The sequence below is a fragment of the Sphingomonas panaciterrae genome (genome assembly GCF_036890205.1).
GTDB classification, from domain to species: Bacteria; Pseudomonadota; Alphaproteobacteria; order Sphingomonadales; family Sphingomonadaceae; genus Sphingomonas; species Sphingomonas panaciterrae.
In genome coordinates this window covers 221757-246648 of sequence record NZ_JAKNQR010000003.1, presented here as the reverse complement: position 1 = coordinate 246648, position 24892 = coordinate 221757, and the positions used below count along the sequence as shown (strand labels likewise).

27 protein-coding genes are annotated in these 24892 nt (G+C 66.8%); 13 read left to right on the top strand and 14 right to left on the bottom strand.

Annotated elements, in window-relative coordinates; genetic code table 11:
- Positions 1 to 18: 18 nt before the first annotated feature.
- On the bottom strand, positions 19 to 936 hold the full coding sequence (locus L8F96_RS11265; protein WP_125945215.1) for an ABC transporter ATP-binding protein: 918 nt from the start codon (positions 934 to 936) through the stop codon (positions 19 to 21).
- Positions 937 to 1018: 82 nt separating this feature from the next.
- Between L8F96_RS11265 and L8F96_RS11260 the strand changes: the two genes are divergently transcribed.
- Both L8F96_RS11260 and tldD read left to right on the top strand, forming a co-directional pair.
- Positions 1019 to 1249, top strand: coding sequence for a zinc-finger domain-containing protein (locus tag L8F96_RS11260; protein ID WP_046408381.1), 231 nt, complete (start codon positions 1019 to 1021; stop codon positions 1247 to 1249).
- Between the two features lie 576 nt (positions 1250 to 1825).
- The gene (gene tldD, locus L8F96_RS11255) at positions 1826 to 3250 is read left to right on the top strand and encodes a metalloprotease TldD (RefSeq protein WP_417158968.1); all 1425 of its coding nucleotides are present in this window, start codon (positions 1826 to 1828) and stop codon (positions 3248 to 3250) included.
- Between the two features lie 55 nt (positions 3251 to 3305).
- Here the strand turns inward: tldD and L8F96_RS11250 are convergent, their stop codons facing one another.
- Entirely contained in the window at positions 3306 to 3632 is a 327-nt protein-coding gene (locus L8F96_RS11250; protein WP_046408383.1) for a pilus assembly protein PilZ, read from the bottom strand.
- Positions 3633 to 3655: 23 nt separating this feature from the next.
- Positions 3656 to 4177: a sterol desaturase family protein gene (locus L8F96_RS11245; RefSeq protein WP_046408385.1), complete on the bottom strand. Its 522-nt coding sequence runs from the start codon at positions 4175 to 4177 to the stop codon at positions 3656 to 3658.
- A gap of 51 nt (positions 4178 to 4228) precedes the next feature.
- On the opposite strand from L8F96_RS11245, the gene L8F96_RS11240 reads away from it, so the two are divergent.
- The 3 genes from L8F96_RS11240 (at position 4229) to L8F96_RS11230 (ending at position 7208) form a co-directional block, all read left to right on the top strand.
- Positions 4229 to 5818 (top strand): lysine--tRNA ligase, encoded by a 1590-nt coding sequence (locus tag L8F96_RS11240; RefSeq protein ID WP_334656023.1) that lies wholly within the window; start codon positions 4229 to 4231, stop codon positions 5816 to 5818.
- Between the two features lie 75 nt (positions 5819 to 5893).
- On the top strand, positions 5894 to 6484 hold the full coding sequence (locus tag L8F96_RS11235) for an SOS response-associated peptidase (RefSeq protein ID WP_334656022.1): 591 nt from the start codon (positions 5894 to 5896) through the stop codon (positions 6482 to 6484).
- A 250-nt stretch (positions 6485 to 6734) separates the two neighbouring features.
- Positions 6735 to 7208 carry a hypothetical protein gene (locus L8F96_RS11230; protein ID WP_125945212.1) on the top strand — a complete coding sequence of 158 codons (474 nt, stop codon included), beginning with the start codon at positions 6735 to 6737 and terminating at the stop codon, positions 7206 to 7208.
- Between the two features lie 80 nt (positions 7209 to 7288).
- Here the strand turns inward: L8F96_RS11230 and L8F96_RS11225 are convergent, their stop codons facing one another.
- Complete coding sequence (locus L8F96_RS11225; RefSeq protein WP_334656021.1) at positions 7289 to 8908, bottom strand: cisplatin damage response ATP-dependent DNA ligase; 1620 nt, start codon at positions 8906 to 8908, stop codon at positions 7289 to 7291.
- Between the two features lie 76 nt (positions 8909 to 8984).
- Between L8F96_RS11225 and L8F96_RS11220 the strand changes: the two genes are divergently transcribed.
- Genes L8F96_RS11220 through map form a run of 3 tightly spaced genes read left to right on the top strand, consistent with a single transcriptional unit; the run spans position 8985 to position 10884 of the window.
- Positions 8985 to 9824: a metallophosphoesterase gene (locus L8F96_RS11220; RefSeq protein WP_296220657.1), complete on the top strand. Its 840-nt coding sequence runs from the start codon at positions 8985 to 8987 to the stop codon at positions 9822 to 9824.
- Positions 9825 to 9876: 52 nt separating this feature from the next.
- Positions 9877 to 10083 (top strand): ParD-like family protein, encoded by a 207-nt coding sequence (locus tag L8F96_RS11215; RefSeq protein WP_125945209.1) that lies wholly within the window; start codon positions 9877 to 9879, stop codon positions 10081 to 10083.
- Between the two features lie 24 nt (positions 10084 to 10107).
- Positions 10108 to 10884, top strand: a complete 777-nt coding sequence (gene map, locus L8F96_RS11210; protein WP_334656078.1) for a type I methionyl aminopeptidase — start codon at positions 10108 to 10110, stop codon at positions 10882 to 10884.
- Between the two features lie 63 nt (positions 10885 to 10947).
- Here the strand turns inward: map and L8F96_RS11205 are convergent, their stop codons facing one another.
- From L8F96_RS11205 to L8F96_RS11195, 3 genes are all read right to left on the bottom strand, one after another.
- Complete coding sequence (locus L8F96_RS11205) at positions 10948 to 11133, bottom strand: DUF1328 family protein (RefSeq protein ID WP_046408396.1); 186 nt, start codon at positions 11131 to 11133, stop codon at positions 10948 to 10950.
- Positions 11134 to 11139: 6 nt separating this feature from the next.
- On the bottom strand, positions 11140 to 11643 hold the full coding sequence (locus tag L8F96_RS11200; RefSeq protein ID WP_046408467.1) for a Dps family protein: 504 nt from the start codon (positions 11641 to 11643) through the stop codon (positions 11140 to 11142).
- Positions 11644 to 11736: 93 nt separating this feature from the next.
- A complete protein-coding gene (locus L8F96_RS11195) occupies positions 11737 to 12291 on the bottom strand; it encodes a TMEM165/GDT1 family protein (protein ID WP_334656020.1) in 555 nt (184 codons plus the stop codon).
- A 241-nt stretch (positions 12292 to 12532) separates the two neighbouring features.
- On the opposite strand from L8F96_RS11195, the gene rpmG reads away from it, so the two are divergent.
- Complete coding sequence (rpmG, locus tag L8F96_RS11190) at positions 12533 to 12700, top strand: 50S ribosomal protein L33 (protein WP_007407030.1); 168 nt, start codon at positions 12533 to 12535, stop codon at positions 12698 to 12700.
- Between the two features lie 147 nt (positions 12701 to 12847).
- Here rpmG and L8F96_RS11185 read toward each other — a convergent pair whose 3' ends face one another.
- From L8F96_RS11185 to L8F96_RS11160, 6 genes are all read right to left on the bottom strand, one after another.
- Positions 12848 to 13555, bottom strand: coding sequence for a head GIN domain-containing protein (locus L8F96_RS11185; protein ID WP_334656019.1), 708 nt, complete (start codon positions 13553 to 13555; stop codon positions 12848 to 12850).
- Between the two features lie 39 nt (positions 13556 to 13594).
- The gene (locus L8F96_RS11180; protein WP_125945206.1) at positions 13595 to 14323 is read right to left on the bottom strand and encodes a head GIN domain-containing protein; all 729 of its coding nucleotides are present in this window, start codon (positions 14321 to 14323) and stop codon (positions 13595 to 13597) included.
- A 240-nt stretch (positions 14324 to 14563) separates the two neighbouring features.
- A complete protein-coding gene (locus L8F96_RS11175) occupies positions 14564 to 15097 on the bottom strand; it encodes a CarD family transcriptional regulator (protein ID WP_046408403.1) in 534 nt (177 codons plus the stop codon).
- A gap of 308 nt (positions 15098 to 15405) precedes the next feature.
- Positions 15406 to 15747 carry a ferredoxin FdxA gene (gene fdxA, locus L8F96_RS11170; protein WP_046408405.1) on the bottom strand — a complete coding sequence of 114 codons (342 nt, stop codon included), beginning with the start codon at positions 15745 to 15747 and terminating at the stop codon, positions 15406 to 15408.
- A gap of 66 nt (positions 15748 to 15813) precedes the next feature.
- Positions 15814 to 16101: an RNA-binding S4 domain-containing protein gene (locus tag L8F96_RS11165; RefSeq protein ID WP_046408406.1), complete on the bottom strand. Its 288-nt coding sequence runs from the start codon at positions 16099 to 16101 to the stop codon at positions 15814 to 15816.
- A 22-nt stretch (positions 16102 to 16123) separates the two neighbouring features.
- Positions 16124 to 18586 carry a helicase-related protein gene (locus tag L8F96_RS11160; protein ID WP_334656077.1) on the bottom strand — a complete coding sequence of 821 codons (2463 nt, stop codon included), beginning with the start codon at positions 18584 to 18586 and terminating at the stop codon, positions 16124 to 16126.
- A 168-nt stretch (positions 18587 to 18754) separates the two neighbouring features.
- Here L8F96_RS11160 and L8F96_RS11155 point away from each other — a divergent pair, with 168 nt between their 5' ends.
- The 4 genes from L8F96_RS11155 (at position 18755) to groL (ending at position 23848) form a co-directional block, all read left to right on the top strand.
- Positions 18755 to 20254 carry a M23 family metallopeptidase gene (locus L8F96_RS11155; RefSeq protein WP_334656018.1) on the top strand — a complete coding sequence of 500 codons (1500 nt, stop codon included), beginning with the start codon at positions 18755 to 18757 and terminating at the stop codon, positions 20252 to 20254.
- 73 nt (positions 20255 to 20327) lie between these two features.
- Positions 20328 to 21734, top strand: coding sequence for an MATE family efflux transporter (locus tag L8F96_RS11150; RefSeq protein WP_296220643.1), 1407 nt, complete (start codon positions 20328 to 20330; stop codon positions 21732 to 21734).
- Between the two features lie 132 nt (positions 21735 to 21866).
- Positions 21867 to 22154 (top strand): co-chaperone GroES, encoded by a 288-nt coding sequence (groES, locus tag L8F96_RS11145; protein ID WP_046408410.1) that lies wholly within the window; start codon positions 21867 to 21869, stop codon positions 22152 to 22154.
- A 56-nt stretch (positions 22155 to 22210) separates the two neighbouring features.
- Positions 22211 to 23848, top strand: coding sequence for a chaperonin GroEL (groL, locus tag L8F96_RS11140; RefSeq protein WP_046408412.1), 1638 nt, complete (start codon positions 22211 to 22213; stop codon positions 23846 to 23848).
- Positions 23849 to 23995: 147 nt separating this feature from the next.
- Here the strand turns inward: groL and L8F96_RS11135 are convergent, their stop codons facing one another.
- Complete coding sequence (locus tag L8F96_RS11135) at positions 23996 to 24883, bottom strand: DMT family transporter (protein WP_046408413.1); 888 nt, start codon at positions 24881 to 24883, stop codon at positions 23996 to 23998.
- Positions 24884 to 24892: the final 9 nt, after the last annotated feature.

The window sequence follows — 24892 nt, the reverse complement described above, 5'->3', positions numbered from 1 at the left end:
GGACCGCGACCCGATCGGTCAGGCCGCGCGGGTCAGGCTCAGGAACACGTCCTCCAGATCAGCTTCGCGCGTCGACACATCGACGATGCCGAATCCCGCACCCTGAACCGCCGCCAGCACCTCACCAGCGTTCACCCGGTCCTTGGAATAGGTGATCTCCAGCGTTCGCTCGCCCTTCAGCACGATCTTCTCGAAACAGGGCGCGCTGGGCACCGCCGTCACGTCGCGTTCCACGGTCACCTCGACCACCTTCTCCTGCGCACGGCTCAGCAACTGGCGGGTCGGCTCGTTGGCGACGACCTGGCCATGGTTGATGATCGCGATCCGATCGCACAATTCCTCGGCTTCCTCGAGGTAATGCGTCGTCAGCACCACCGTCACGCCACCGGCGTTCAATTCGCGGACATAGGCCCATAATTGCTGGCGCAGCTCGATATCGACGCCAGCGGTCGGCTCGTCGAGCACCAGCACCGGCGGCGAATGGACCATGGCCTTGGCCACCATCAGCCGCCGCTTCATGCCCCCCGACAGGGTGCGGGCATAAGCCTTGGCCTTGTCCTCCAGATGCACCGCGCGCAGCAATTCCATCGATCGCCGCTCCCGCTTCGGGATGCCGTACAGCCCGGCCTGGATCTCCAGCGTCTCGAGCGGCGTGAAGAACGGATCGAACAGGATCTCCTGGTTCACGATCCCGATCGACGCCTTGGCGTTGCGCGGCTGCGCATCGATGTCGAAGCCCCAGATCGATGCCGTGCCGCTGGTCTTGTTCACCAGCCCGGCCAGAATGTTGATCAGCGTCGATTTGCCCGCGCCATTTGGCCCCAGCAGGCCAAAGATCGTGCCCTGCGGCACGTCGAAACTGACCCCGTCGAGCGCGCGCTTCCCCCCCTGATAGGTCTTGCAAAGATCCCGTATGGCGATGGCAGCGTCGGTCATGGCGGCGATCGTTACGCCCGCCCGCACGCGAATGCTAGGCAGGTGATTGCTAGCGCGGCGCGGCCTTGCTAACGCGGGCGCCATGTTGCCGCCGCCCCAGATCAGCCGAGTTTCGCACCACCGCGTCGCCTGTGACGGCGCGCATGACGGGATCCCCGCCGCGCTGGGCCACCCGCGCGTGTGGCTGGAAATCTCGGAACTCGGCTATGTCGACTGCGGCTATTGCGATCGCCGCTTCGTGCTGATCGGCGGCCCGGCCGATGGCGTCGACCCGGCCACCCTTCCCGACCACGGCGACGGCGCCGGGCGCTAAGTCGCCTCGTGACGCGACAGCACGCAAACCTGCTCGATCGCGTCACCGCCCCCTCGGGCGCCTGAACATCCCACCACCGGTACGCAGCCGCGGCACTTGCGGCTGCGTCAGATCAGCGGAACGAACAGCCCATTGGCGCCGCACCACCGGGCGTGAGCGCCGACACGCGCCTCCCGGCCCTCACGCCAGCGCCTTGACGCGAGTCCTACCGGGCTGACGCCACCCCTTCCTCGATCCGGCAAGTCAGCGCAGCCGCCGAACAGCGCCGTTGCGTCACCTTGGGCCACGCGCGCCTCCAGCCATACCTCGCGAACGCAACGCCAGCTCGTCACCCCGCTGAGGATTGTTAACGCACGCCAATGTTATCCACAGCCAGTCCACAGCTAATCCACACGCTGCCCACACCCTTCCCACGGCCTGTCCACAACCTGCTCACAACTTATCCACAGCCCGCTTGAAGGTTATCCACAGCTCGCCCACAGATTGTCCGCAGCTTGTTCCGGCCGCCCCCACAGCTTTGCCCACAACTTTATCCACAGCCTTTCCGCGACGCCCCCCGCGCCCTACATTCCCATCATGACCGCTATCGATCCCCGCTCGTTCCTGTACCGCGACTCGCTGGATCCGGAGGCCGCGCTGTCGCTCACCGCGGGCGCTCTCTCGCGCGCCGACGACGGGGAGCTGTTCCTGCAATATCGCAAGTCGGAGGCGTTCGGCTTCGACGATGGCCGGCTCAAGACCGCCAGCTACGACACCCATTCCGGCTTCGGCCTGCGCGCCGTCTCGGGTGAGATGACGGCCTTCGCCCACGCCAGCGAACTGTCCGAGGCAGCGATCAAGCGCGCGGCGGAAACGATGCAGCTGATCGATCCCTCGACCAGCGCGAAGGCGCCGCCGCCCACCGGCACCAATCAGCGGCTCTACACCGATGGCGATCCGCTCGATCTCGTCCCCTTCGCCGACAAGGTGAACCTGTGCCAGACGATCGAGGCCGCCGCCCGTGCGCGCGATCCGCGAGTCGCGCAGGTATCGGTCGGCCTGTCAGGCACGTGGAGCGTGGTGGAAATCGTCCGCCCCGACGGCTTCGTCGCTACTGACGTTCGCCCGCTCGTCCGCCTCAACGTCTCGATCGTCGTGGAGCAGAACGGCCGCCGCGAAACCGGCACCTTCGGGATCGGCGGGCGCTATCTCTACGATTCGCTGCTCGATCCGGCGACCTGGAACCGGGCGATTGACGAGGCATTGGCGCAGGCGCTGGTGAACCTTGAATCGGTTGCGGCTCCGGCGGGCGAGTTCACCGTGCTGTTCGGCCCCGGCTGGCCCGGCATCCTCCTGCACGAGGCGATCGGCCACGGGCTTGAGGGCGATTTCAACCGCAAGGGCACCAGCGCCTTCTCGGGCCGCATCGGCGAACAGGTCGCGGCGCGCGGCGTCACCGTGGTCGACGATGGCTCGATCCGCGATCGCCGCGGCTCGCTGACGATCGACGACGAAGGCACGCCGACTCGCGAGACGATCCTGATCGAGGACGGCTTCCTGAAAGGTTACATGCAGGATCGCCTCAACGCGCGCCTGATGGGCGTGGAGGCGACCGGCAACGGCCGCCGCGAAAGCTTCGCGCACGCCCCCATGCCGCGCATGACCAACACCTTCATGAAGGGCGGCAACGACGATCCGGCCGAGCTGCTCTCCCGCGTGAAGAACGGCATCTATGCCAAGTCGTTCGGCGGCGGTCAGGTCGACATCGTCTCGGGCAAGTTCGTCTTCTCCTGCACCGAGGCTTATAAGGTGGAGAACGGCAAGATCGGCGCCTCCATCAAAGGCGCGACGCTGATCGGCGATGGCCCGACCGTGCTGACGAAGGTGCTTGGCGTCGGCAACGATTTCGCGCTCGACGAAGGGATCGGCATGTGCGGCAAGGGCGGGCAGAGCGTGCCGGCCGGCGTTGGTCAGCCGACGTTGCTGGTGGGCGGCCTGACTGTCGGCGGCACCGCCGCCTGACGCGTTCGCGCACGATAACCGCCATGGCGCCCGCGCGCGATGGCGGGGGTCGGGCCTAGCTGTTGCTCAGCGCCACGATGTGATCGAACACCGCCGGGTGCAGCGGCTTGGTGAAGGCGCAGCCGTAGCGATATTTGTCGCGCCACGCGACCACCGCCTCCAGCCCGGCCAGCCCCGGCAGCGTCAGCCACACGGTCGTGCCCGGCCACAGCGTGAAGCTGGTCTGCGCGCGGAAACCGGTGGTGGACAGGTCGACCACCTCGATCTCGAATCGGGTCGTGCCGCGATCACGCAGATGCGCGCGCATCTTCACCGCCTTGCGCAGCGCGCCGCGATTCTCATCGCCCTCACCCGGGCCGGGAAGTGGGATGGCGTGGTCCATGGCGCCCTTATCCCCTGCGAAGGTTACTTTTCGGCAAACGTCCGATCCGCACCGGCCGGGGCACGCACCCCCGCCCGCCCGCGCCGCTTAAGCTCGGCCTTCAGATCCTCCGGCTTGGGCGCCACGAGGAAGCCGAAGCTGACCGTGCCTTCCTTGGTGTTCACCACATGGTGCAGCCGGTGCGCCTGCACGATCCGCTTCATGTAGCTGGATTTGGGCAGGTAGCGCGTGCGCACCCGCTCATGAACGATGATGTCGTGGAACCCGAAATAGATCGCGCCATAGGCAGCGATCCCCGCGCCGATCCAGGCATAGCCTTCCCACCAGCCGCCCTGCACGCCGCCATAGATCAGCACGATCGAGGGGATGGCGAAGATCGCGCCGTACAGGTCGTTCAGTTCGAACCGTCCGGTGCGCGGGCGATGGTGGCTTTCGTGCAGGAACCAGCCCGGCCCATGCATCACCCAGCGGTGCATGACATAAGCGAACACCTCCATCCCGGCGACGGTGAGGAAGAACAGGAGAAGGCCGGACCAGATCGACATGCGTTGCCCATATAGCCATCGCGCGCCCGCGTCGCTACGTCGCACCGCGTTATGACAGACGCATACGATCCCGAACGGCGCGCCGCAGCGCTCGAGTCCAAGGCCTGGCCCTATGAGGAAGCGCGAAAGCTTCTGAAGCGCTGGCCCGAAGGCAAGCCGAACGGGGAACCGATGCTGTTCGAAACCGGCTACGGTCCCTCGGGCCTGCCGCACATCGGCACCTTTCAGGAGGTGCTGCGCACCACCATGGTCCGCCGCGCCTATGAGGAAATGACCGGCCGCCCAACCCGGCTGGTGGCGTTCAGCGACGACATGGACGGCCTGCGCAAGGTACCGGACAATGTGCCGAACAAGGAATTGCTGGAGGCGAACCTCGGCAAGCCGCTGTCGCGCGTCCCCGATCCCTTCGGCAAGTTCGACAGCTTCGCCGCGCACAATAACGCCATGCTGCGCGACTTCCTCGATCGCTTCGGCTTCGATTACGAATTCGTCTCGTCGACCGACTATTACACCTCCGGCCGCTTCGACGAGAAGCTGCGCGACGTCCTGCGCAACTATGACAAGATCATGGCCGTCATGCTGCCGACGCTGCGTGCCGAGCGGCAGGCGACCTATTCCCCCGTCCTGCCGATCAGCCCCACGTCCGGCATCGTGCTCCAGGTCCCGGTTGAGGTGGTCGATGCCGAAGCCGGAATCATCCGCTTCGAGGATGAAGGCAAGGTCGTCGAACAGTCGATCCTCGGCGGCAAGGCGAAGCTTCAGTGGAAGCCCGACTGGGGCATGCGCTGGGCCGCGCTCGGCGTCGATTACGAGATGTACGGCAAGGATCTGATCGATTCCGGCATCCTCGGCGGCAAGATCGCGCAGATCCTCGGCGGCCGTAAGCCGGAGGGGCTGATCTACGAGCTGTTCCTCGACGCCAAGGGTGAGAAGATTTCCAAGTCGAAGGGCAATGGCCTCTCGATCGAGGAATGGCTGACCTACGGCCCGGACGAAAGCCTCGCCTTCTACATCTATCGCGAACCCAAGAAGGCGAAGTCGCTTCACCTCGGCCTCATCCCCCGCGCGGTGGACGATTACTGGCAGTTCCGCGCCAATTACCCGGCGCAGGGCTGGAAGGAGAAGCACGGCAACCCGGTCCACCACGTCCACACCGGCAACGTGCCGGCGGCAACGCTCCCGGTCACCTTCGGGCTGCTGCTCAACCTCGTCGGCGTGATGGGCGAAGGCGCCACCAAGGAGCAGGTCTGGGGCTATCTCGGCAATTACCTCGCCGATGCGAACGCCGCCGCGCATCCCGAACTCGACCGGATGATCGGCTATGCCCTCACCTATCACCGCGACTTCATCGCCCCCACGCTGAAGCGCCGCGCGCCCGAGGGCGTCGAGGTGGCGGCACTCGAGCGGCTCGATGCCGATCTCGCCACGCTGGGCGAGGATGCCTCGGCCGAGGACATTCAGAACGCCGTCTATGAAATCGGCAAGACCGGCGGGTTCGCCGAGCTGCGCGACTGGTTCAAGGCGCTGTACGAAACCCTGCTCGGCTCCAGCCAGGGCCCGCGCATGGGCAGCTTCATCAAGCTCTACGGCGTCGCCAACACCCGCCGCCTGATCGCCGAGGCGCTCGCCGCGGCCAAGTGATACCGGCAGCCGGCGTCAATCTCCCCCGTCGCGGGAGGTTGGCGCCCGCGACGCCGATCCGCTACCCTCACGGCCATGTGCAACGAGGCCGCCCGCCGCATCGCCATCGGCGAATTGCGCAACGACTGGGGCGAGACGCGAATCCCGCTCGTCTTTCCCGAAGGCGTGCCTAACATGGCGCCGCTCGACAGCTTCCGCATCACCGATCCGACGATCATCATCCGCGGCGTCGACGGCCGCGCGGACGAGGCGGAATGCGTCACCCGCCGCTGGAGCTGGCCCGGCACCGGCGGCCGCCCGGTGTACAATTTCCGCTCCGACGGCCGCGACCTGCGCTCAGGCCGCTGCCTCATCCCGGTCGACAGCTTCTTCGAATTTACCAAACCCGCGGATCCCAAGGCGAAGCGCAAGGACAAATGGGCCTTTCGCCTCACCGGCCACGACTGGTTCTGCATCGCCGGCCTGTGGCGCAAGGACGCAAGCGTCGGCGAAGCCTTCACCATGCTCACCTGCGAGCCCGGCCCCGACGTCGCCCCCTATCATTCACGCCAGGTGGTGGTGCTCGGCCGCGACCACTGGGCGGCATGGCTCGACCCTTCCGTCCCCTCCGCCGATCTGTGCCGGCCGCTCCCCGCCGGCAGCCTCAGCGTCGCGCCCGCGCGATAATTCGCGCTACGTCGCCAGGATCGTCGCCGCCCCGGCCAGGATCATGCCTACCGCCACCCCGCGCTGCCACGACACCCGCTCGCCCAGCGCGAAGATCGCGATTCCCATTGCCGTCACCATCCCCGTCTCGCGCAGCGCGGCGAGCGGCGCGGTCGGCCCAAGCGCAAAGGCGGTCAGCGCCCGCTGGACCGCTCCGGTGAATGGGTGTTAGGTTTTGCTTCCTCGCTCCCTCTCGCAAAAGGTCTAATCATTGGGCTTCTTTGCTTCACTCCTTAAGGCACTTGCCGGAGAGACGATCAACGACGGTTTTGGTCGGCATCGACTGCCAAGAAACTGGTGGAAAGTTGAGGGGTTCTTCCCGCTCGCCACCGGGGGCCATCTTGAGATCGTAGGAGAGAGCCACTTTCAAGACACATTTGAGACGGTGGTAGGGGAGCGTTGGCGTGGAGGAGTGTATTGGCACGTCGTCGCTCAGATCTTTTTCGTCGACGACAACCCTGCTGATCCGAACGCGGTGGGTGTCATGATTGAGGGTATGCCCGCCGGCTACATTCCACGTGATCAAGCTAATGCAATCCGCACTGCCATTTTGCAGGCGAACCCGGAGAGGCTGCCGGTAATATGCAAGGGCGAGATCATCGGCGGCTTTGTTCGAGGGTCAAAACGAGGCAGCTACGGCCTTGTGCTTGATGTTTCCCAGCCGATCCGCCGGAAAGCACGCTAGCAACCCGGGCTTCGATTGGGGCGTGCACACTGGCTCGATTGCGGCGTGCTCGGAACGTGCTGCATCGGCAAACACGCCGCTCATGTCACCAGCCGCCGCAATCCCGCAAGCGTATCCGCCTCCGCCGCCGGCTTGTCGGTCCTGATCCGCGCGATACGGGGGAAGCGCATCGCGACGCCCGATTTGTGCCGTTTCGATTCGTGGATCGAATCGAACGCCACCTCGAGCACCAGCGTCTTTTCCACCTCGCGCACCGGGCCGAAGCGGTTGAGCGTGTTGTTGCGCACGAACTTGTCGAGCTGCTTCAGTTCCTCGTCGGTGATCCCGGAATAGGCCTTGCCCACCGGCAGCAGCTCGCCATCCTCGGTCCAGCAGCCAAAGGTATAGTCGCTGTAGAAGGACGATCGCCGCCCATTGCCGCGCTGCGCATACATCATCACGCAATCGGCGGTCAGCGGATCGCGCTTCCATTTGTACCACAGGCCCACGCGCCGCCCGGTGACATAGGGCGAATCGCGCCGCTTCAGCATCACGCCCTCGATCGCCGCATCGCGCGCGCCGGCGCGGATGCCCTCCAGCGCGGTGAAATCCTCCGCCTCGATCAACGCGGAAACATCGAACCGCTCCGGGTTCAGCCGGCTGGCGAAATCCTCCAGCCGCCCGCGCCGCTCGTGCCAGGGCAGCGCGCGCAGATCCTCCTCCCCGTCGAGCAGGATATCGTACAGCCGCACGAACGCCGGCGCTTCCTCCAGCATCTTGGCGGAGACGACCTTGCGCCCCAGCCGCTGCTGCAACGCGTTGAAGCTCGCCGCCCCGCCGCCTTCCTCATCACCCTTGCCGCCCAGTGCGGCGCCCAGTGCGATCCCCTGCGCCTCGCCCTTCACCAGCAATTCGCCGTCCACCGCGCCCGCCTCGGCAAAGGCGCTGGCGACATCGGGAAAGGCGCGGGTCACGTCATCGCCGGTGCGGCTGTACAGCCGCGTCTCGCCTGCGACATGGACGATCTGGACCCGGATGCCGTCCCATTTCCACTCCGCGGCATAATCGGAAAGGTCGACGCGCAGGTCTTCCAGCGGGTGCGCCAGCATGAACGGGCGAAACACCGGCACATTGGCCGGCGTCGGCTGCGCGCCGCGTCCCTCGGCCCAGGCGAACAGGCTTTCGTAGGGCGGGTCGATCCCGTGCCACACCTCCTCGACCGCATCGACGTCGATCGCGAAGGCATCGGCCAGCGCCTGCTTGGCCAGCCGCGCTGACACCCCGACGCGAAGCGCGCCCGTCGCCATCTTCAGCAGCGCGAAACGCTCCTCGGCGTTCAGCTGGTCCAGCATCTGCGCCAGCGCCGCCGGTGCCTGCCCGCGCGGCAGCGTCAGCAACCGTTCGACCACCGCGCCGACCGACAGCGCTTCAGCCGCCATCGGCGTCTCCGGCGTCGGCCACAGCAGCGCCACCGTCTCCGCCGAATCGCCGACATAATCGCGGCTCATCCGGTACAGCACCGGATCGACCCGCTCCTCGATCAGCGCGCGGATCACCGCCGGCTTGACCCCCGGGATGTCGAGGTCGCCGGTCAGCGCGGCCATCGCCCAGCCCCGGTCGGGATCGGGCGTGGTCTTCAGATAATCGCCGATCAGCCTCAGCTTTGCCGTGCGCGACCGGGTGTAGATGAGCGAATCGAGAAGCTGCGCAAAGGCGTGCATGGCCGCTCCAACGCACGGCATCGGCGAACCGCTCCGGCGATGGCCTCGGCGGCGCACTGGCGCTAGCGACACCGGCATGATCCGCAGGCATCCCATCATCGTCGCGCTCCTTCTCCTCCTCGTCGCAGCCGGCGGCGTGCTGGCCGTCCTCGGCTGGCAGGAGGCGCATCGCGATCCGGTGATCCGCCCCGGCTCGATCGCGCTGTCGGGCTGGCCCGCCGGCCACCCGCCGCTCACCATTGCCCTCGCCAGCGATATCCACATCGGCGGCGGCGCGATGGACGGCGACCGCCTCGCCCGCATCGTGGCGCAGATCAACGCCGCCGCCCCCGACCTGATCGTCCTCGCCGGCGACTTCATCGACGGGCATGACGCTGAGACCGCGCGCGACAATGCGCCCGTTCTGACCCAGGCGCTGCGCGGGCTGCGCGCGCCGCTCGGCACGATCGCAGTGCTGGGCAACCACGATCATGACAGCGATCCCGCCAGGATCGCCGCCGCGCTTGCCGCGGCAAACATCGCGGTGCTCGACAATGCCGCCACGCAGCGCGGCCCGCTGGCGATCGGCGTGGTGGGCGACGCCTATAGCGGCAACGACGATCTGCCGGTGACGCTGCGCGCGCTCGCCCGCCTCTCCGGCCCACGGCTGCTCGTCACGCATTCGCCCGATATCGCGCCGGACATGCCGGCCGACATATCGCTGCTGCTCGCCGGGCACACCCATTGCGGCCAGGTCGTGCTACCGCTCGTCGGCGCGCTGTGGGTCCCCTCGCGCTTCGGCGATCGCTACCGCTGCGGCATCATCCGCGAGGGCGCGCGCAACGTCGTCACCAGCGCCGGGCTCGGCACCAGCCTACTGCCGCTCCGCTACCGCGCCCCGCCGGACGTGTGGCTGCTTCGGCTCGGCGCGAATTGACGATCCATATACGGTTCATATACGCACGGCTCATCACTTTGGAGCGGCCGGCATGGGAATTGTGAAGATCGACGACGCCCTGCACGAGGATGTCCGCCGCGCCAGCGCGGTGATGTGCCGCTCGATCAACGCCCAGGCGGAATTCTGGATGAAGATCGGCATGTTGGCCGAAACCAATCCCACGCTGACCTTCCACGAGATCATCAAGACGCAGCTCGCGGCCGTTCCCGCCGATCTGCCGCGCCTCTCGGTCGCCTGAAAGCCTCCCATGACGAAGAATGGCCTGATCAAGACCCTGGACGAACTGGCGCTGATGCGCATCTCCGGCCGGCTGCTCGCCAGCGTGTTCGAAATGCTTGATCGCCAGGATCTCGCCGGCATGTCGACGCTCGCGGTCAACGATCTCGTCGAACATTTCATCACCGTCGATCTCGCCGCGCGTCCCGCCAGCAAGGGGCAATACGGCTATGGCTATGTGCTGAACTGCTCGCGCAACGAAGTCGTCTGCCACGGCGTGCCGAGCGCTGACGAGATCATCCGCGACGGCGACATCATCAACCTCGACATCACGCTGGAAAAGAACGGCTTCATCGCCGATTCCAGCAAGACCTATATGGTCGGCACCGTCTCTCCCCAGGCGCGCCGGCTGGTGCGTGTCGCGCAGGAGGCGATGTGGCAGGGTATCCGGCAGGTACGGCCCGATGCGCACATCGGCGACATCGGCTTTGCGATCGAACGCCATGCCAAGAAGAACGGCTATTCGGTCGTGCGCGACTATTGCGGCCACGGCATCGGGCGGGAAATGCATGAGGAGCCGCAGGTGCTGAATTTCGGCAAGCCCGGCTCAGGCCCCCCGATCCGGCCCGGCATGGTCTTCACCGTCGAACCGATGATCAATCAGGGCAGCCGAAAGGTCGCGACGCTCGACGATGAATGGACCGTCGTGACGGCCGACGGCAAGCTGTCGGCGCAATTCGAACACACGGTGGCGGTCACGGAAAACGGGGTCGAGATACTGACCCTGCGCGGCGACGAGCAGCCGTCGCTGGGCAAGAACTGAAGCAACGCGCCCTACGCACCGGCGCGGGGAGGACGCTTCCGCCCCGCGCCGGCGCCCGTCAGGCTAATCGATCGCATCCTTGATCGCGCGTCCCGTCATCAGCGCCAGCACCAGCAGCACGACGAAGATCGCAATCGCGATGAAGAACAGCACCTTGGCGATGCCGACGAAGGCGCCGCCGATCCCGCCAAAGCCCAACGCGCCGAGCACGAGGCCCGCGACAAGGAAGATCAGCGCCCATTTAAGCATCGCGGCTTATCCCCGACCCTTGCGGCTGGCCTCGAACAGGAACCAAGCGCGCTCCTCGGCCTGATCAGTCCATTCGTCGACGATGCCGCTGGTAGCATTGTCCTTCGCTTCCTCTGCCGCTTCCTTGACGGCGCGGAAGCTCTCGACCAGCTTCAGATTGTCGTCGCGCAGCTCGGCCAGCATCTCGTCCGCCGGCACGAAATCGCGATCATTGTCGGAAATCGTCTGGCGGCGCGAAATGTCGCCGATCGAGCGCAGCGTGACGTTGCCCGTCTTGCGCACGCGCTCAGCGATCGCGTCAGTCACGCCCAGGATCTGGGCCGCCTGGTCGTCGAGCATCAGGTGATAGTCGCGGAAATGCGGCCCCGACACATGCCAGTGGAAATTCTTGGTCTTCAGGTACAGCGCATAGCAATCTGCCAGCGACGAATTGAGCGCGTCCGCCACCGTGCGCGTGTCGTTGCGCGGCAGGTCGGAGGGGGTTTTCAGGTCAGGCGCGATGTCGGCCACGGTACATACCTCCACAAAGCTGGGATTTCGTTGCGACAACGGCCTGATCGCCGAATCTATCCCTCCCCGTGAAATCCCGGACAGCCGTGTGCGCTACAGCAGCCGCACCGCATTCAGCCCGGCGATCACCCCCGTCACGACCAGCACCAACGCCGAGGCGATGCGGATCGCCGGCTGCGGCAGCGCCAGCCAGCGCCGCTCGCCGATCACCGCCGCTGGCGCCACCACCGCCAGCGCGCCCAGCGTGCCACCGACCGCCGCCAGCCACGGCAGCTCGCTCCGCGCCGCCAGCCCCAGCACGATGAACTGCATCCGGTCACCCACGATCATGATCGCCAGCCCCAGCACGCTGGTCGCCACCGCCCCCAGCCGCCAGCCGCTCAGCCGGTCGGGCGTGCGCGATCGCAGCGTCGTGCTCAGCCCCGCCAGCACCAGCGCAAGCGCCAGCAGCAACTGGCGCGCCTCCGGCGTCAGCAGCGGCGTGATCCACGATGCCGCGACAACCCCCAGCGCATAATTGCCCGCCAGCGCCACCCCCGCGGCGGCAATCACCAGCGCAGGCGATCGGAAACGGTCAGCCAGGATCGCCGCCAGCCACGGCGTCTTGTCCCCCGCCTGGCAGATCGCGCCCAGGACCAGCGCGGCCATCAGCGCATCCACGTTCGTCGTCCCTCGTCTGCCGTCCGATTCGCCACGCGCGCCTTGTGGTGCATGCCCGCGGGCCATTCCATGGTCGCATTCACCGTGGCAGATAGGGGTTGAAGAGGGCGTTAAGCCACGCCGCTGCTTGACTTCGCCCGCCCCATCGGCCATTGCGCCGACCGTTGGAAGCGGCGCGCCCACGCTCGCCGCTCCTTTTTTGTTTGCTACAGAACAGGATTCGCGGGTCATGGCCAAGCCGACCACCGTCAAGATCAAGCTCGTCAGCTCGGCCGATACCGGCTTCTTCTACGTCACCAAGAAGAATCCGCGGACCAAGACCGAGAAGCTCAGCTTCAACAAGTACGATCCCGTCGTGCGCAAGCACGTCGAGTTCAAGGAAGCGAAGATCAAGTAAGTCGCGATTCGTCATGCTCCCGGTGGGCATGACGTCAATCGATCGATTGGCCGGCGGCACGCCCGATTGATGGGCGCCGCCGGATGGCATCCCGCTTGCGGGGACCGCCCAGGCGCTGTCACATCAGGGCCTATCCGGCAGCCGCACCTATTTCGCGGCCGGCTTGCCACAGCTCACCGGACCGCCGCCAGCGGAGCGTACGGTGCAGGTGGCATCACCCGCGACGGTGACCTTCCCCAGCCCGGTATTCGTCACCGATGCGGTATAGCGCGCCTGTGCGCGTGTTTCCCCCGGCCCGGTCAGCAGAACGGTCAGGTCCTTCGTGAGCAGCCCGGACGCGTCGATCGTCCCCGGACCATCGGTGATCAGCCGCGCCCGGTTCGCCTGCCCGCCAGCCGTGATCGTCCCGGCACCGACCAGCGACGCGGCCAGCTGATCCGCGTCCACCCGCGCAGCAGCAACCCGCCCCGACCCGGCGAGCGACAGCTCCACGCGCTGCCCCGCCATGCGGTTGACCGTCACATTCGCGCCCGCACTCACCGCCAGCGAATTCAGCCGCGGCGTGCGCAGCACGATGACGGGGGGCGCGGCATTGTCAGCGCGAAACGTCTCGCCCCATCCGCCAGTACCCAGCCGAACTGACAGGGTCCCGCCATTCACCGCCACGGCGATCCGCTCGATCAGCTGGCGCTCGCCGCTGGCTGTGGCGCCGGGCGACGCGCCGGCCTCGATCCGCACCTCGAACGGCCCGTCGACCCGCACCCGCTCGAAACTGCCGACCGAAAACACCCGCTCCGCCGCCAGGGCGGGTAAGGGGGCCAGCAACAGCGGAAGAGCGAGCGCGCCTGTTCTCATGCGATGAGGTGGCACCAACTCACCGCTGGCTGCAAGCGCTCATCCGCCGCAGCGCACGTCCCCCGTGCCCATCTTGCTCACCTTGCAGCGCGCCTTGGGCCCCAGATCGACATCGCCCGTGCCCATGATCGACACACTGGCATCGCCATCGATCAGCGCCTGGACATTGCCCGTCCCGGCGATCTTCACCGATGCCCGCGATCCGCGCAGATCCTTGCCGTCGACGTCGCCCGCACCGGCGATCGACACGTCGATTTCTTGCGCCTGCCCCGCGGCGGTGACCGTGCCCGACCCGGCGATCGACAGCTTCAGCGCGTCCACCGTCACCCGGTTCAGGCCCAGCGATCCCGCGCCGGCGATGTCGCCCGTGAAGGCGGCGCCGTCGACGCGGTCGATCGCCACGTCGCCCGCCCCGGCGAGCCGCGCGGCCTCGATCCGCGGCATGGTGACAAAGACCTTGGCCGACCCGGAGCTCCAGCCGATGCCGCCCGTCGTCTTTCGGGAGATCCGCAGCCGGTTGCCCTCGCGGACGATCTTCAGACGGTCCAGCGCGTCGGGATCACCCTCCGCGTGCACCGAAAAGCCGGCACCGACCCGGACGTCGACGTCGTCAGGCCCACGCTGATCGATCTGCGTGAAATCCGTCACGGCATAGGTGCGGCTGGATCCTTCACCCTGCCCGCGCACCCCCGGCGTGTCATCGTCGCCCGACAAAGTGCCACCACAGGCAGCGGTCGGGATCAGCGCGCCGATCACCAGCCAGCGCATGATCGATCGCCCGCGCGAACGATTGCGCTTCGATTCCGACGCCTCATTGCTGTGATCAACTCGGTTCGACGAAAAAAGTAGATCAGATTGCATCATATCAGCCTGCCCGGTGTATTTGCTAGATAATACACCAGGCAGGAACGAACGCAACGGTCGTTTCACATGCGAAAAGGGCGGCCTTCCGTCGGGAAGACCGCCCTTTTTCGAAAACCGGCCGCAACCGCGGTCGGTCTGGCTGGATCAGGCCGGAACCTTGTCCTTGTTGTAGATCGCGGCTGCATCGCGGAGGATCTCGAGGATCTTCTCCTGCGCCGCCGGCTCGTCGATCTGCTCCATCGCGGCCAGTTCGCGCGCCAGACGGCTGCACGCACCTTCGAAGATCTGCCGCTCGGAATAGCTCTGCTCGGGCTGATCGTCGGCACGGAACAGGTCGCGGACCACTTCGGCGATCGACACTAGGTCGCCCGAGTTGATCTTCGCTTCATATTCCTGGGCGCGGCGCGACCACATGGTCCGCTTGACCTTGGGCTTGCCCTTCAGCGTCTCCATCGCCTCGCGCATCGTCTTGTCGGACGACAGCTTGCGCATGCCTACGCTTTCCGCCTTGTTGGTCGGAACGCGCAGCGTCATCTTTTCCTTCTCGAAGCGCAGCACGTAGAGCTCGAGCTGCATGCCGGCAATTTCTTGTTTCTGCAGCTCGATTACGCGGCCCACGCCATGCTTGGGATAAACGACATAATCACCGACATCGAAATGCAGCGCCTTGGCAGCCATAGGATCCGGATCCTCCGGGTTGAATCACGCCGAGGCAGAGCTTTGTGCGGACAACCGCCCGTCTGAGCCCGTGCACCATTGACGTGAAGGGTTAGCGACTCCAGCGGACGCGCGAAAACAATGCGCCCGTCACGGACTCATATAGCAGCGTTGCAACAATATTACCAGAGTCGATCGGGCAGCATGGCTGGCATTTCGCCACCATCCCACGATCGACGAGGAACGGGCCGCGGCGATATCCGGGATTTCACCTAGGCTGTCGCTCGCGGCCGCGGCCGCCGTCAGGCGACCAGATCGGCCGTCGGGGATCAGTCGCCCGCGCCAGGCTCGGGCGAGAAATACTTGTCGTACTTGCCCTCGGCGCCCTTGAACTCGTCGGCATCCGGCGGCGTCTGGTCTTCCTTGCGCGTGACATTGGGCCATTGCGCGGAGAAGGTCGCGTTCAGCTCCAGCCACTGCTCCAGCCCGCTCTCGGTATCGGGCAGGATCGCTTCCGCCGGGCATTCCGGCTCGCACACGCCGCAATCGATGCATTCGCTCGGATTGATGACGAGCATGTTCTCGCCCTCATAGAAGCAATCGACCGGACACACCTCCACGCAATCCATGTACTTGCAACGGATGCATGCGTCGGTGACGACATAGGTCATGGCCGGTTCAACTCCTCCATCGATCAGCAGATCGGGCGCCGCTGCTATGCGCGCTGTCGGCCAGCGTCAATCGTCGTCGCACTTGGGCGGTGCGTTCTCGATCTTTACACCCAGCTCGCGGTAACAGGCCTGCGCCTCTGCTGCTGGCCCGCGACGTAAGGGCAAAGCCTCGATCTGCAAGACGCGAACGCTGCCTGCCTTCACGAATGTCAGCACATTGCCGACCCGCACCGGGGCATGCGCCCGGTCGATCACGCGGCCGTCGATGCGTAGCCGCCCCTGGGCCGCCATGTCCTGCGCGATCTCCCGCGTCTTGGCCAGGCGAACGAACCAAAGGTAACGGTCCAGCCGCATCGTGGCCTCGCCACCCGGCGGGTTAGCCAAGGTTCAGGTCCGACAGCACGGCGAATGCATTGTCGCTGCGCGGGCGCACCGCGCGGGCCGGCGGCCGGCCACGCCATGTCCAGCGCCCCTCGGACAGGGCACGAAAGCCCAACTCGGTCAGCAGCCGCGCGATGGTTGCGGGCTCCAACCCCATCGACGTGGCGAGCGCCGGGTCGGGCGTGAACGCGCCCCTCCCCTTGCGCCCTTCATGTGCCGACCTCGCGATCCGCTCGACCAGGTCGATGCGCACCGCCTGCTTTCCCAATGGGCGGAAACCGGTCGACAGAACCGCGCCGGGCGCGCCCCGCATCAGCACGGTCGCCCCGCCCGGCGGGGTGCCCGTCAGCGGCTGCCCCGCGGCGTGAAGCAGCGCGGCGCGCCAGGGAAGCGCGCGCGGCTTCATCATTCGCGGGTCGAACAGGTCCAGCGCGCCGATCGTCACGCCCGCCTTGCGCAGCCGCTGCCGCTCATCCGGGGTAAGCGCCTCCACCGCCGGGCGGATCGGCAGGCGCTGGGTGATGCCGGCGCCGGTCTCGATCGCCCGCGCCACGCTGCGCAGCGCGCCTGTCGCGGCCGCATCACCCGCCATTTCGGCCAGGCGCGCGATCACCGGCAGATGCGCGGCAATCGCATCCTCCACCCATCGCTGGACGCGGGCCGACGCCGCCTTGCGCAGCGGCGCGGCAAGGCAGTTCAGCGCCTCGTCCAGCACGATGGCGGGGCGGGCGAGCGATCGCCCGCGCGCCAGCCGCGCGACCTCATGCCCCTGCCAGCTGATCGTGCCCTTGGGGCCCAACGCAAAGGCGTCGTCCGCAGCACCGATCAGCGCCGCCCCACGCGCATCGCGCTCCTTGGAAAGCTGCTTCTCCGCCGTCGACAGCAACAACCTCTTGTCCGCCGCCCGTGCCTCGGGCGCGACGACGAAGCGGAAACCGTCGAGGCGGCCGATCGAATGGGTGTCGATCGTCACCTCGCCCTCGGCGCCGATTTCGATCGGCAACGCGCCGGCGCCTGCGCCGATCTGCTTCAGCAGCACGCTGGTCCGCTTGTCGACGAAGCGCTGCGTCAGGCTGGCATGCAGCGCGTCCGACAGCCGCTCCTCCACGGCGCTCGTCCGCGCCGCCCAATGGTCGGGATCGGCCAGCCACCCCTTGCGCTGCGCAATATAGGCCCAGGTGCGGATCGCGGAGACGCGCCCGGCGATCGTCTCGACGTCACCATCGAGCCGGTCGAGCCGCGCGACCTCGTCGGCAAACCATTGGTGCGGCAGAAAGCCGGTCGACAGGTGATCGAAGATCCGCGTCACGAAACGGGCATGCGGCTCGACACCCAGCTTCTGGAAATCCGGGATGCCGCACACCGCCCACAGCCGCTCCACCTGCCCGCGCGCCTGCGCCCGGATTTTGGGGTCGGCCGAAAGTCTCCGTAGAACGGCCAGGTCGACCGCCTCCGGGGCCGCACGCAGCCGCTCGTGATCCGGCGGCTCCGACAGCGAGGCCAGCAAATCGTCCACGCTGCGAAGGTCGGGGCGACCGTTGCGCCAGTACAGCCAGTCGAGCGCGGGGAAGCGATGCTCCTCGATCGCCAGCACTTCCTCGGGCAGGAACCCGTCCGGCCCCTCCTCGGTCACCGCGCCAAAGGTGCCGTCCCGCTGGTGCCGCCCGGCGCGCCCCGCGATCTGCGCCATCTCCGCCACCGTCAGCCGCCGCCGCCGCTTTCCGTCGAACTTGTGCAGCCCGGCGAAGGCGACATGCGCGACATCCATGTTCAGCCCCATGCCGATGGCGTCGGTCGCAACCAGGTAATCGACCTCGCCGGCCTGGAACATCGCCACCTGCGCGTTGCGGGTGCGCGGGGACAGCGCCCCCATCACCACTGCCGCCCCGCCACGCAGCCGCCGCAGCATTTCCGCGACGGCATAGACTTCCTCGGCGCTGAACGCGACGATCGCGGAGCGGCGCGGCAGCCGGCTGATCTTCTTCGCGCCGGCATAGGAAAGGTCGGAAAAGCGCGGCCGCTCGACGATTTCCGCGCGTGGGATCAGCGACCGGACCACCGGCTTCAGCGCCGCCGATCCCAGGATCATCGTCTCCTCGCGCCCGCGGGCATGAAGCAACCGGTCGGTGAACACATGGCCGCGCTCAGCGTCCGCCCCCAACTGCGCCTCGTCCAGCGCCACAAACGCGACGTCGCGGTCGACCGGCATGCTCTCGGCCGTGCACAGGAACCAGCGGGCGTCCTTGGGAACGATCCGCTCCTCACCGGTGATCAGCGCGACGCGTTCCGGCCCCTTCATCGCGACGACGCGGTCATACACCTCGCGCGCCAGCAGCCGCAGCGGAAAGCCGATCATGCCGCTGGAATGCGCCACCATCCGCTCGACCGCGAGGTGTGTCTTGCCGGTGTTCGTCGGCCCGAGAACCGCTGTTACGCGGAGGTTGTCGTGGGAGGACATGGTCCCGGCAACATCGGGCGCAAGCACCTCTGAATCAACCATTCCGTTTCGTCGCGTTCAAGGAACGGGCCGGCGCAGCAGCGACTCGCCTGATCCCGGGTTAATTTGACTTTAGGACCTTGCCCCCACAACGCCTTGGCCTGCGCCGGGGGTGGCCGGCGACATCATGTGCTTGGGGGCGCCTTTCTCCTCGTGTTCTTGCGTGAGCAGCCTGGACTGGAACTGGCCGGCGCCGCAGGCGCCCGTCGCTTCGGACGTGCGACCGCGCCCGTGCGCACGATCCCCTGGCCGGACCGCATTCGTCACACGCTGCATCAGACCGACTGGGCACCTGACCTTGGCGCGCGCATCGGCAGCCGGGAATGGTGGCGCGGGCTGGCCACCTGCGGCAGCCTCATCGCCGCCGCGCTGCTGACGGCGCCGGGCATCCGCCCCGTGCCAGGCACCATCACCAGCCAGATGATCGGCGCGGAGCGCGAAGAGGCCCGCACGCTGTCGATCGCCCCGCTCGGCCTCGGCGCCTCCAGCGGGCGACGCATGGCCGCCAACGATCTCGTTCGCCCCCTGTCGGAAACGCCCGAGCGTCCAACGATCGAGCTATCGGCGTCGATCAGCAACGGCGACAGCTTCGGCGCGGCCTTGCAGCGCGCCGGGGTCGGCCGCGCCGATGCCGCCCGCGCCGCAGCACTCGTCGCCAGTGAGGTCGGGCTGAAGGATCTGAAGCCCGGCACCGTTCTGGACCTGACGCTCGGCCGCCGGCACGACCGGCGCACCGCGCGCCCGCTGGAAAAGCTCGCCTTCCGCGCCCGCTTCGATCTCAACCTCGAGCTGCATCGCCAGGCAGAGGGGCTGACGCTGGAGCGGCATCCGATCGCGATCGACAACACGCCGCTGCGCATCAAGGGCCAGGTCGGCTCCAGCCTCTACCGCTCGGCGCGCGCCGCCGGCGCCCCGGCCAAGCTGGTCGAGGCCTATATCAAGGCGATCGCCGCGCGCACCTCGGTCGGCGCGATCCCCGCCAGCGCCACGTTCGACATCATTGCCGATCACGCCCGCGCGGCGACGGGCGAGGTCCAGGTCGGCCAGCTGCAATATGCCGGCCTCGATCAGGGCCGAAAGAAGCTTCAGCTCGTCCGCTGGGAAGATGGCGACGGCAATGGCGGACAATTCTGGGACGCCAGCGGCCAGGTGAAGCGTCAGGGCTTCATGGGCATGCCGGTCTCCGGCCGGATCTCCTCCACGTTCGGGATGCGGCGCCACCCGCTGCTGGGCTTCCTGCGGATGCACAAGGGCCTTGACCTTGCGGCCCCGCACGGCACGCCGATCTATGCCCCGGTCGCAGGCCGCGTGGTCATGGCGGCGCGCAATCGCGGCTACGGCAATTTCATCAAGCTGGATCACTCCAGCGGCATCTCGAGCGGCTATGGCCACCTCAGCCGCTTTGCCGTGCGCGCAGGCCAGCAAGTGTCGCGCGGCCAGATCATCGGCTATGTTGGGTCGACCGGCATGTCGACCGGCCCGCACCTTCATTGGGAGGTGTGGAAGAACGGCAAGAACGTCAATCCGCGTTCCATTTCGCTCTCCAGCGTCGCCACGCTTTCGGGTGAAAAGCTGCGCGCCTTCAAGAAGAAGACCGCACACCTCCTGTCGGCACCCATCGCAAACTAATTGATTATCGCTGACCTGCACTGCCGCCCGCTGCCTTTCACTTGACCGAAAAGCGGCCTAACGCGCGATCATCATGGAGATCGCCGCCAATCCTCCGCTGACCGAGACTCGCCCCGCCAGCGATCGTGCGGAAATGTCGGCGCTGGTCCGGCTTGCCGGGCCGCTGGTCGGTGCGAACCTTCTGCAGATGGCGGTCAGCGCGGTCGACGTGATCTTCGTCGCACGTCTCGGCACCCTCGATCTCGCCGCCGCCACCCTTGGCGTCTTTCTCTTCAACCTGTGCATGTACGCGCTGATCGGCCTGACCAGCGCCGCCGCGCCCCTGATCGCGGCCGAACTCGGCCGTCGCCGCCACGCGGTGCGTGAGGTGCGGCGCAGCGTGCGCATGGCGTTCTGGGTCGGTGCCGCCGGCTGCGTGCCCGTCATCCTCCTCCTCGCCCATGGTGAAACGGTGCTGCTGCTGTTCGGCCAGGATCCAGAGGTGTCGCGTCGCGCCGGCAGCTTCCTCGACATCATCCTGCTGGCCATTCCCGCCGGCGTCGCCGCTGGCGTGATGCGCACCGCTGCCGCCGCGCTCGGCCGGCCCGGCTGGGCCTTTGTGGTCACCGGGCTGGCGCTTGGCGTCAGCATCCTGGCCAATTGGATGCTGGTGTTCGGCAACCTCGGCGCGCCGGCGCTTGGCCTCGAAGGATCTGCCTGGGCCAGCGTCATCAGCCTTGTCGCGATGGCGCTGGCCTATGTCGCCATCCTTTTCTTCGACCCGCGGCTGCGGCGCTATCGCCTGTTCGGTCGCTGGTGGGTCACCGAATGGTCGCGCTTCCGCGAGATCGTCCGCCTTGGCGTACCGATCATGCTGACCTGGACCTTTGAAGGCGCGCTGTTCGGCGGGGCGGCGATCCTGATGGGCCTGATCGGCGTCGATTCCGTCGCGGCCCATGCGGTCGCGCTGAACATCGCCGCGATCGCGTTCCAGGTACCGTTCGGCATCGCGCAGGCCGCGACCATTCGCGTCGGCATGGCCTATGGCGCGGCAGACGCCGCATGGATCGCGCGTGCCGGCCGCGTCGCGCTCATTCTTGGCATCGGCTTCATGGGCCTTACCGCGGCGGCAATCTGGCTCACCCCCCGGCTGTTCGTCAGCGCCTATATCGACGTCGACGCGCCGCAGAACGCGGCGGTGGTCGCGCTGGCGGTGAAGTTCCTGGCGGTGGCCGCCATGTTCCAGCTGGTCGACGGCGCGCAGGCCGTGGCCGCCGGCGTGCTGCGCGGGCTGCAGGATACGCGCGTGCCGATGATCATCGCGCTGTTCGGCTATTGGGTGATCGGCTTCGGCACCTCAGGGCTGCTGGGCTTCTACTTCGGCCTGGCGGGCGTCGGCGTGTGGCTTGGCCTGGCCGTCGGGTTGCTCGTCGTTTCGATCCTCCTGATGTGGCGCTGGCACGCCCGCGCACGCCTTGGCCTGCTGCCACGCACGGTCTGACGGATAGTTCCAAAAAATTGTGATCGGCCCCGTTGACGGTGCCTGGGCTCGTCCACATATCCCCCCGGCTGGCACTCGCATCAGGGGAGTGCCAACGAACTGTCATACTCCGCTCAAAGAGAGGGAATCCGCATGAACTTCCGTCCGCTGCACGACCGCGTGCTCGTGCGCCGCGTCGAGGCCGAGGAAAAGACCGCTGGCGGCATCATCATTCCGGACACCGCCAAGGAAAAGCCGCAGGAGGGCGAAGTCGTCGCCGCCGGTGCTGGCGCCAAGGCCGAGGATGGCAAGGTTACCCCGCTCGACGTCAAGGCCGGTGATCGCGTCCTGTTCGGCAAGTGGTCGGGCACCGAGGTCCGCGTCAACGGCGAAGACCTGCTGATCATGAAGGAATCGGACATCCTCGGCATCATCGCCTGAGCGATCGTTCGTACCTGCACTTCTCTCAACATTCGTTCATTTGAAAGGGTAGCCACATGGCAGCCAAGGACGTGAAATTCGGCCGCGACGCACGCGAGCGCATCCTCAAGGGTGTCGACATCCTCGCCGACGCGGTGAAGGTGACGCTCGGCCCGAAGGGTCGCAACGTCGTTATCGACAAGAGCTTCGGCGCGCCCCGCATCACCAAGGACGGTGTGTCGGTCGCCAAGGAAATCGAGCTCAAGGACAAGTTCGAGAACATGGGCGCCCAGATGGTGCGCGAAGTGGCCTCGAAGACCAACGACATCGCCGGTGACGGCACCACCACCGCGACCGTTCTCGCCCAGGCGATCGTCCGCGAGGGCATGAAGTCGGTTGCAGCCGGCATGAACCCGATGGACCTGAAGCGCGGCATCGACCTCGCCGTCCACAAGGTCGTCGACGACATCAAGGCGCGCTCCAAGCCCGTCTCGGGTTCGCAGGAAGTTGCCCAGGTCGGCATCATCTCCGCGAACGGCGACCGTGAAGTCGGCGAGAAGATCGCCGAGGCCATGGAGAAGGTCGGCAAGGAAGGCGTGATCACCGTCGAAGAGGCGAAGGGTCTCGAATTCGAGCTCGACGTCGTCGAGGGTATGCAGTTCGACCGCGGCTATCTGTCGCCGTACTTCATCACCAACCCGGAAAAGATGCAGGTCGAACTGAACGACCCGTACATCCTGATCCACGAGAAGAAGCTGTCGAACCTGCAGTCGATGCTTCCGATCCTCGAGGCGGTTGTGCAGTCGGGCCGTCCGCTCCTCATCATCGCCGAGGACATCGAGGGCGAGGCTCTGGCCACGCTCGTCGTCAACAAGCTGCGCGGCGGCCTGAAGGTCGCAGCGGTCAAGGCACCGGGCTTCGGCGATCGTCGCAAGGCGATGCTCGAGGATATCGCGATCCTCACCAAGGGCGAAGTCGTCTCCGAGGATCTCGGCATCAAGCTCGAGACCGTCACGCTCGGCATGCTCGGCACCGCCAAGCGCGTCACGATCGACAAGGACAACACCACCATCGTCGATGGCGCCGGTGATGCCGAAGCGATCAAGGGCCGCACCGAGGCGATCCGTCAGCAGATCGAAGTCACCACGTCCGACTACGACCGTGAGAAGCTCCAGGAGCGTCTCGCGAAGCTCGCTGGCGGCGTTGCCGTGATCAAGGTCGGCGGTGCGACCGAGGTCGAGGTGAAGGAGCGCAAGGACCGTGTTGACGACGCGCTGCACGCAACCCGCGCTGCCGTCGAAGAGGGCATCGTTCCGGGCGGCGGCACGGCGCTGCTGTACGCGACCAAGGCACTCGAAGGCCTGAAGGGCGACAATGACGATCAGACGCGCGGCGTCGACATCGTTCGCAAGTCGCTCACCGCGCTGGTGCGTCAGATCGCGCAGAACGCTGGCCAGGACGGCGCCGTCGTCTCGGGCAAGCTGCTCGACCAGAGCGACACCGCGTTCGGCTTCAACGCTGCGACCGACACCTACGAGAACCTGGTTGCGGCCGGCGTGATCGACCCGACCAAGGTCGTTCGTACCGCGCTTCAGAACGCCGCATCGGTGGCGGGTCTCCTCATCACCACCGAGGCGACCGTTTCCGAGCTGCCGGAAGACAAGCCCGCAATGCCGGCAATGCCGGGCGGCGGCATGGGCGGCATGGACTTCTGATTTCGGACCGGGGCGGCACCCGCCGCCCCGGGCACGACATCGGATCCGCAGCGGCCCCGCCGCTGCCACCCGACCAAAAAGAAAGGGCCGGAGCGCACCAGCGTCCCGGCCCTTTTCTTATCCGCACCCCTGCGAGCGGCAGGTTCCTCAGGCCTGCTCCCGCTCCGCCAGCAACTGCGTCGCCTTCTTCGATCGCAGCGCCACCACCAGCACCCCCGCCAGCGCGAGCATCGCCCCGGCGATCATCCGCATGTCCAGCTTGTCCCCGGTCAGCGCGACTCCGAAGGCAATGGTGAACAGCGGCGTCATCAGCGTCAGCGGCGCCAGCAAATTGGCTTCATAACGGCGGATCAGCCCGTAATAGCTGGTGTGTCCCAGCACCGACACGACCAACGCGGCAAACAGCACCGCGCCGACGAACGGCCAGCCGACCGCAACGGCGCTCGTCCATTGCCCCTCCTCGAACACGGCTGACGCCACCGCCAGCGGCAGGAAGGAAACCAGCCCCACCCACGCCTGGAAGCGCAGCGGCGCCACGTCCTCCACCTGCTTCATCAGCACCGCGCCCAGCGATCCGGTGAACGCCGCGCCGACGACGAACCACAGCCCGGCGGAGAGATCGATCCCATCGGGATTCCACACCACCAGCAGCACGCCGGCCAGCGTCAGCGCGATGCCCAGCCCGCGGCGCCAGTGGATTCGCTCACCCAGCATCACGATCGACAGCAATGTCGTGAACGGCACGCCGATCTGGATCACCACCGCTGCGGCACTTGGCGACGCGGTCTGCAGCCCGATGAACAGCAAAGCGAAGTTGCCCGCCCCCATCAGGATCCCGATCACCACGATCCGCCAGCGCGGCCGCGGCATCGGCAGCAGCCATGGCAGGGTCGCCGCGATCACCACCAGGAAGCGGATCGCCGCAAAGAACAAGGGCGGTACCGCCCAATTCCCGACCACGATCTTGCTCAATACATTGCTGTATCCCCAGACCAGACAGATGAGGACGAGGAGCAGGAAATCGCGGATCTTCATGTCGCCCCC